The organism is Sphingomonas sp. Ant H11 (assembly GCF_000797515.1).
In the GTDB taxonomy this organism is placed as follows: Bacteria; Pseudomonadota; Alphaproteobacteria; order Sphingomonadales; family Sphingomonadaceae; genus Sphingomonas.
Genome location: NZ_JSBN01000065.1, coordinates 1 through 7029, shown reverse-complemented (window position 1 = coordinate 7029; position 7029 = coordinate 1). Strand labels below are relative to the sequence as shown.

General features: G+C 63.2%; 8 protein-coding genes and 1 pseudogene. 3 read left to right on the top strand and 6 right to left on the bottom strand.

The features are described 5' to 3' along the window. Positions 1–99: 99 nt before the first annotated feature. The 3 genes and pseudogenes from NW75_RS13370 to NW75_RS13360 all read left to right on the top strand — a co-directional run bounded on the left by NW75_RS13370 (position 100) and on the right by NW75_RS13360 (position 2542). Entirely contained in the window at positions 100–813 is a 714-nt protein-coding gene (locus NW75_RS13370; protein ID WP_197057807.1) for an aminotransferase class IV, read from the top strand. Then, positions 779–1544: pseudogene (locus NW75_RS13365) on the top strand (IS6-like element IS6100 family transposase). The gene NW75_RS13370 and the pseudogene NW75_RS13365 overlap by 35 nt, the downstream one beginning before the upstream one ends. 41 nt (positions 1545–1585) lie before the next feature. Then, positions 1586–2542, top strand: a complete 957-nt coding sequence (locus NW75_RS13360) for a zinc transporter ZntB (protein WP_033965698.1) — start codon at positions 1586–1588, stop codon at positions 2540–2542. Here the strand turns inward: NW75_RS13360 and NW75_RS13355 are convergent. From NW75_RS13355 to fliR, 6 genes are read right to left on the bottom strand one after another with little or no spacing between them, the layout of a single operon-like run. Continuing rightward, entirely contained in the window at positions 2517–3188 is a 672-nt protein-coding gene (locus NW75_RS13355; RefSeq protein WP_231565200.1) for a response regulator, read from the bottom strand. The two genes, NW75_RS13360 and NW75_RS13355, sit on opposite strands and share 26 nt — an antisense overlap. Then, entirely contained in the window at positions 3185–3589 is a 405-nt protein-coding gene (locus tag NW75_RS13350) for a flagellar export chaperone FliS (protein WP_033965696.1), read from the bottom strand. Before NW75_RS13350 ends, NW75_RS13355 begins: the two co-directional genes overlap by 4 nt. Continuing rightward, positions 3586–4281, bottom strand: coding sequence for a flagellar filament capping protein FliD (gene fliD / locus NW75_RS26595; protein WP_231565199.1), 696 nt, complete (start codon positions 4279–4281; stop codon positions 3586–3588). The genes NW75_RS13350 and fliD overlap by 4 nt, the downstream gene beginning before the upstream one ends. Positions 4282–4319: 38 nt before the next feature. Beyond that, positions 4320–5051 carry a flagellar cap protein FliD N-terminal domain-containing protein gene (locus NW75_RS26590; protein WP_231565198.1) on the bottom strand — a complete coding sequence of 244 codons (732 nt, stop codon included), beginning with the start codon at positions 5049–5051 and terminating at the stop codon, positions 4320–4322. A 55-nt stretch (positions 5052–5106) separates the two neighbouring features. Next, entirely contained in the window at positions 5107–6234 is a 1128-nt protein-coding gene (locus NW75_RS13340) for an EscU/YscU/HrcU family type III secretion system export apparatus switch protein (protein ID WP_033965695.1), read from the bottom strand. Then, positions 6234–7016, bottom strand: coding sequence for a flagellar biosynthetic protein FliR (fliR, locus tag NW75_RS13335; RefSeq protein WP_052192400.1), 783 nt, complete (start codon positions 7014–7016; stop codon positions 6234–6236). Before fliR ends, NW75_RS13340 begins: the two co-directional genes overlap by 1 nt. Between the last annotated feature and the right edge of the window lie 13 nt (positions 7017–7029).

Sequence of the window (7029 nt, the reverse complement as noted above, 5' to 3'; positions counted from 1 at the left end):
TTGAGGTCCTACCGGAAGCTGCAAAAGGCAATTGGCTAACCGCGACTGCCCCACAATTTTTCCAACGAAATGACAGGAACGCGCACAATGGGCAGGACAGTGTTCGTCAACGGCCAATGGCTGGACGAGACGGCAGCAACGATCTCGATCTTCGATCGCGGATTTCTTTTTGCGGATGCGATATATGAGGTAACTGCCGTTGCTGACGGCAAGTTGATCGATTTCAAGGGCCACACCGATCGACTGAAACGCTCGCTCGAAACGCTCGGAATTCCGATGCCGGTCGCGGAAGGTGAACTCTTGGCTTTGCACCAGGAGATCGCGCGCCGGAATGGCATTACGCATGGCTTAGTCTATTTGCAGATTTCCCGTGGCGCGGAAGACCGCAATTTTATCTACACCGATGGCCTCCGTCCGACGATCGTGATGTTCACGCAGCCGCGCACCATCCTGGCTAACCCTGGCTGGGAACGTGGCATCACAATGAAGACAGCACCTGATGGGCGATGGGCTCACCGGCAGATCAAAACGGTACAGCTTCTCTACTCGTCAATGGCCAAGATGGAGGCGTTGCGCGAAGGCTATGATGATGTGCTTTTCGTGGAGGATGGCCTCATAACGGAGTCAGGTTCAGCGAATTTCCACATCATCACCAAGGATGGCATTCTGATTACGCGGGACCTCTCAAACGCCCTACTGCATGGCATTACTCGCGCGGGCTCTGTTGCAAAAATCGTGAAGCTTGAGCATGCTTGGCGGAGATTGGACGGACGGAACGATGACGGATTTCAAGTGGCGCCATTTCCAGGGTGATGTGATCCTGTGGGCGGTGCGCTGGTATTGTCGCTATCCGATCAGCTATCGCGACCTTGAGGAAATGCTGGCGGAACGCGGCATTTCGGTCGACCATACGACGATCTATCGCTGGGTCCAGTGCTACGCCCCGGAGATGGAGAAGCGGCTGCGCTGGTTCTGGCGGCGTGGCTTTGATCCGAGCTGGCGCCTGGATGAAACCTACGTCAAGGTGCGGGGCAAGTGGACCTACCTGTACCGGGCAGTCGACAAGCGGGGCGACACGATCGATTTCTACCTGTCGCCGACCCGCAGCGCCAAGGCAGCGAAGCGGTTCCTGGGCAAGGCCCTGCGAGGCCTGAAGCACTGGGAAAAGCCTGCCACGCTCAATACCGACAAAGCGCCGAGCTATGGTGCAGCGATCACCGAATTGAAGCGCGAAGGAAAGCTGGACCGGGAGACGGCCCACCGGCAGGTGAAGTATCTCAATAACGTGATCGAGGCCGATCACGGAAAGCTCAAGATACTGATCAAGCCGGTGCGCGGTTTCAAATCGATCCCCACGGCCTATGCCACGATCAAGGGATTCGAAGTCATGCGAGCCCTGCGCAAAGGACAGGCTCGCCCCTGGTGCCTGCAGCCCGGCAGTCAGGGGCGAGGTGCGCCTTGTGGAGAGAGCTTTTGGCATTGGGCCCTCGGCGCTGACGGAGGCCATGGGCATGCTCAACCACCATTTCGCAGCAGCCGCCTGATCGGCGCAGAGCGACAGCCTACCTCTGACTGCCGCCAATCTTTGCAACAGAGCCGTTTTGCCTATTGCGTTGCCGACGGCAAGGCGGCGCGGATCGACATCGGCCAGGCCATCGCGGCGACCGGCGACCTGGTCTGGGTGCATCTCACCTCGAACAACGAAGATGCGCAGGCGTGGCTGACCGACACCGCCAAAGCCCCCGATTATATCGTCGATGCGCTGACCACGTCCGAATCGCGCCCGCGTTGCGATGCGGTGGGCGATGGCGCGTTTCTCAATCTGCGCGGGCGCTCGAACGAAGCGATGACCACCTCGGATCCGCTCGCGTCGCTGCGGATCTGGGCGGTCGCGGGGCGGGTGATTTCGGTCACCCGGCGTGCGGTGACCGCGATCGACGATGTCGTGAAGCTGATCGAGGGCGGTCATATCCGCGACCCAGGCGACCTGATCGCCGAATTCGCGGTGGCGATTACCGAAGAGCTCGATCCCGAAGTGGCCGATCTCGGCGACCGTCTCGATGATTGCGAAGCCGATCTCGATGCGGACAAAGTGTTCGAACTGCGTCGCGGTGTGACCAAGGTGCGCGTTGCGGCGATCGGCTATCGGCGCTTCCTGCAGCCGCAGCGCGCCGCGCTGGAAAAGCTTGCTGCCCTGCCGTGCGATTGGCTGCATGATGATGACCGGCTGCATCTCGGTTCCGCGGCCGACCGCGCGGCGCGTATGGCCGAGGAACTGGAAGCGATCCGCGAACGCTCGGCACTGATGCATGAATCTCTGACCGATCTGCGCGCCGAGCAGATCGATTCCCGCGCGCTGCTGATCTCGATCGTGGCGCTGATCTTCCTCCCGCTGACCTTCCTGACCGGGTTGTACGGCATGAATGTCGAGGGGTTGCCTTACGCCAAGGAGCCGTGGGCGTTCGACGCGATCGGCGGGATTTGCATTGCGATCACGATCGGGATCATCGGGTATTTCAGCGCGAAACGCTGGTTCGGCTGAGCCATTGGATGCGGTCGTTCAGGGCCTTGACCGACGCAGCCAGGCGCTTGCGCTCGGCCTGCGTCGCGGCGAGCGTGGCCCTGGTTTCGCCCAGTTCGACCGCACGCGTCGCGACGCGGGCATCGAGCGCTGCATTGGCGCGCTTGAGCTCGGTGATTCGTCGGGCGCGAGCAAGCACGCGGGCAATCCGTGCGGCAAGGACATCGAAGTCGAGAGGCTTGGCGACATGGTCGTCGGCACCGGCTGCGAGTCCGTCGATCGCGGCGGCGGGGTCGCGGTGACCGGTCATCATGATAACCGGCAAGTCCGCCGTATCGGCATTGCTGCGGATCTCGTGCAGAACCTGAAGGCCGGACATGCCCGGCATCACCATGTCGAGCAGGACCAGATCGAACCCGCGCGCCGCAATCAGGTCGAGCCCTTCTGATCCGTTGTCGCTGAGCGCGGTGCGATAGTCGAGCTGACCGAGCCGCTGGCCGAGCACGCTGAGGCTGGTGCGGCTATCGTCGATCGCCAGGATCGTGCCGGTCGCGGGCGGTGTTGCGCACGGTGTCGAAGCAGGGGACTCGATCGGCGGGGTAGCGTCGGTGCGCGATTGCGGCGGCGTTATCCGGGTGCCATTCCGTTGCGACAGGGGGCTGGTCATGCGGCGCGCACGGTACGCCAGGCCTGGCCGATCTCGTCGAGCGTCGCTGCGACCTCGCGAAACGGAGCCGGATCGCTGCCGATGCTTGCATTGACCACGGTTTGCCGCGCTCCGGCATAGAGGTTGGCCAAAGCGGGGGCGACGGTGCCACCGGCGTCGAAATCGAGCCCCGCCTCCAGCGCGAACAGGATCGCGGTGGCACGCGTCACCTTTTCGCTCTTCATCGCATAATTGCCGTTCTCCGCAGCCCACGCGGCCCCGCGCAAGGCGCGGATCGCCTCGTCATACAATAACTGGACAAGCGCTGGCCCATCGGCCTCGGCAGTCTGTCCGGCGAGTTCGATCTGACGATACGTCGCCTCCGGGTTGCGGCCGAAGGCGGTTGCGTAGGCGGTGCTCACCCGGTTTTGTTCCACTGCGCGATTTGGTTCGTCAGCGCGGTTTGCGATGCCTTGTATTTGGCCACCAGCGCGTCGGACGCGGCATATTGCTTGGTCAGGCGTTCCTGATAGGCCGTGGTGTCGGTGGCGACCTTGGCTTCGGCGTCGGTCACCTTGGTCTTGGCAGCGGTATAAAGCGCGGTGCTGCCGACCAGACCGATATGTTCGACATTGCCGTTGATGGTCACTTTCTGGTCGACTGCTGCGGTCGAGATCGCATCCAGCGCCGCGGCGATGCCGCCGCCGGTTGCGCCCGTGCCATTGGCAAACAGCGCTTCCACCGCATCCGGGGTATTGGTCAGCGCAGCGTTCAGCTTGGTCGAATCGACGCTCAGCGTGCCGTCGCGATTGGTCGACACGCCGATCGAGGCAAGGTTGATTGGGTCGCCTGCCGCCGCGCCCGTCGTCAGCGTGGTCAGCGGCAATGCGCGCAGCGCGCGCGCCAGGCTGGTCGCATTATTGTCGTTGCGCAGCGCACCCGAGGTGGAATCGGTCTCGGTCTTGAGCACCGCCTGCAGCTGATTGTAGGTATCGACGAAATCCGTCACTGCCTGCGATAGTGCCGCAGTCGGTTTGGTGTTGCCCAAGGTCACCGGCTTGCCGACCGCAGTGCCGGTAAGTTCGAGCTTCACCCCCTCAACCAGATCGGACACTGTGTTGCTCGAGCGTTCGATGCTGACGCCGTCGAGTTTCAGCTGGGCATTACCAGCCGCGCTGCCGATCGTGGTCGCGCTCTCGCCGACGCGACGTTGAGTGCGGACAGTGCCGGCGTGTCGCTGGAGAGGGTGAACGCCTGATTGGTGCCGGTCGCGCCTTTCAGCGTCAAGCGCGCAGTGCCATTGGCGTCGGTGACGATGCTCGCGGTCACCCCGGCAGACGCGGCGTTGATTGCCGATGCAATTCCCGAAAGCGTCTGGTGCGCACTGTCGATGGCGATGGTCACCGGTTTGGCGGTTCCCGCAGTAAAGCCCGTCAACGCGCCGCTGTCGACGGTCGCTGTGCCGAGGGTCAACGTCAGATTGCCGGTGCCGACGGTGGCATCCCGGCTGGAGAAGGACGTTGCGCTGGTGGCCACCTGGGCGGTGGCGAGGCGAGTCACTTCGACCGAGGCGGCGAGACCCGACAATTTCGCACCCGGAAGCGCAGTCGCGGTGAGCACGCTGGTGTTCGAACTCGTAGGCTGTGTCACCAAGGTGCCGCCCGTCACCAGCGTCTTGAGCCCAGCGGCAAAGCTGGTGATGCCGCTTTGCACTTTGGCGACCGAAGAGATCTGTGCGGTTAGCGCATCTTCCTGCTTGGTCAGCGACGCGTTCTTGGCAGCGAACTGCGCTTGCACGAGGGAGGCGACCAACGATGCCGTGTCGACGCCGGACCCGGCCCCGAGCGAAGTGAGGATCGACTGGGTTGCGGTGGTGGTCACCATGGCTGTGGTCTTGCTCCCAAACTCATGTGTAAGAACGACGGGCGGGCGGTCATGTTTAGGATTCCTTCACGCCATTTTCGTCGAAGCGCGCGCTCGGCGGCACCAGCACCGGCGGCGGCGTACCGCCCGCCGCGGTGTTGAGCCCGAACACGAAGGCAAGGATCGTCGCCAGCGCGACATACAGGTCGTCGCGCACCTCTTGCCCTTCGCGGCTGGTGTAATAGACGGCGCGCGCCAGCGAGGGATATTCGAGCACGGGCACTTGCGCTTCCGCCCCCAATTCGCGGATCGCGAGCGCGATCACGCCGCGCCCTTTGGCAACGACGACGGGCACCTGGTCGGACTCGCGATTATAGCGCAGCGCGACCGCAAAATGCGTCGGGTTTGTCAGGATGACATGCGCTTCGCTCACCGCCGCGCGCATGTTGCGCTTGGCCATCTCGCGTTGACGCTGACGCATAGCGCCCTTGGCCTCGGGCGAGCCTTCGGTTTCCTTATGCTCGTCGCGGATCGCCTGTTTCGACATGCGCAATTTGCGCAGCAGCTGGATCAATTGCAGCGGCACGTCGATGCCCGCGATGATCACGAGCCCGCCCGCCATCGCGAACAAAATCCCCATGAAGGTGCCGCCGAGCGCAGCGACGGCCGTGCCGATATTGGTCGAGGCAAGGCCGATCGTCATGTGCGACGCCTGTTGCAGCATATACCAGCCAATGCTGCCGAGCAGCGCCACCTTGAGCAGCGACTTGCCGAGCTCGATCCACCCTTGCGGTCCGAAGATGCGCTGCAGGCCTGAGGCGGGGTTGATCCGCGACGCCTTGGGTGCGAGCAATTTGCCATTGAAACCAAGGTGGCCAAGCCCGGCCTGGCCAAGGATCGCCGCCGCCAGCGTTACCGCCAGCAGTGAGCCAATTGCCGGTGCCAGCTTCCAGCCGCTTTGCAGGAGCGGGCGGAAAGGGGAGAAATCCTCGATATCGCGCTGGTCGAACGAAAAACTCGACGTCATGATCTCCTTGCACGCACCGACCAGCGAAGGCCCCATCATCGCCAGCCAGCCGCACCCGGCGAGGATCACCAGCGCGGTTGCAAACTCGCGCGATTTGAGGATGTCGCCCTGTTCCGCCGCATCGCGTTTGCGCTTGGCGGTTGGGGCTTCTGTCTTTTCACCATATTCGTCTGCCATCAGCCGAGCACCAGGCTTTGCGTGGCGGCGAGACCTTCGTTGATGATGACGAGCAGATAATCCCCCATCGCGGGAAAGCCCAAGGCGAGCGCAACCACGCCGACCGCGAGGCTGGCGGGCAAGCCGACCGCGAACAGGTTGAGCGACGGGGCAGAGCGCGAGATCATGCCGACGACGAGATTGAGGCACAGCAGCAGGAAGCCGACCGGCAGCGCCAGCAGCAATCCCGCAAGGAAGGTGTAGCCGCCGAAAAACGCGATATTCTCAAGCTGCGCTGGTTTAAGCCAGGCGGCCCCCGGCGGCAGTGCGTCATAGCTCTTCACGATCATCTCGACGAGGATGAGGTGGCCGTTGACGCTGAGGAACAGCAGGGTCAGCATCATCGAGAAAAACTGGCCGAGCGCCGGGGTCGAGCGGCCGTTCTGCGGATCGATCGCGGACGCGAAGCCGATGCCCATCGAGGTGCCAATCACTTCGCTCGCGATCATCGGCGCGGCGAATGCGATTTGCAGGATGAAGCCCATGGCAAAGCCGACCAGCGCTTCCGCTGCGACCGCCAGGAAGGTGGTGAGCGAAAAGATCTGTGCGGGCGGCACCACCGGATGCACCGATAGCACCAGCACGCCGATCGCGCCCGACAGCGTCACGCGCACCGTGACCGGAATTGCGATGGCGCTGAATACGGGGGCTGCGATGAACGCCGCGCCGACGCGCACCATCACGAAGATCAGCGCCCATAGTTGCGGCTCGATCGACAGGCCGAAGCCGAGCGGGCCGTTCATCTTCCCCTCCCGC

Excerpts from the sequence above, each read along its gene's own strand:
- NW75_RS13340 (WP_033965695.1), bottom strand. The coding sequence starts at position 6,234 with ATGGCAGACGAATATGGTGAAAAGACAGAAGCCCCAACCGCCAAGCGC.
- NW75_RS26590 (WP_231565198.1), bottom strand. The coding sequence starts at position 5,051 with ATGGTGACCACCACCGCAACCCAGTCGATCCTCACTTCGCTCGGGGCC.
- fliR (WP_052192400.1), bottom strand. The coding sequence starts at position 7,016 with ATGAACGGCCCGCTCGGCTTCGGCCTGTCGATCGAGCCGCAACTATGG.
- NW75_RS13355 (WP_231565200.1), bottom strand. The coding sequence starts at position 3,188 with ATGACCAGCCCCCTGTCGCAACGGAATGGCACCCGGATAACGCCGCCG.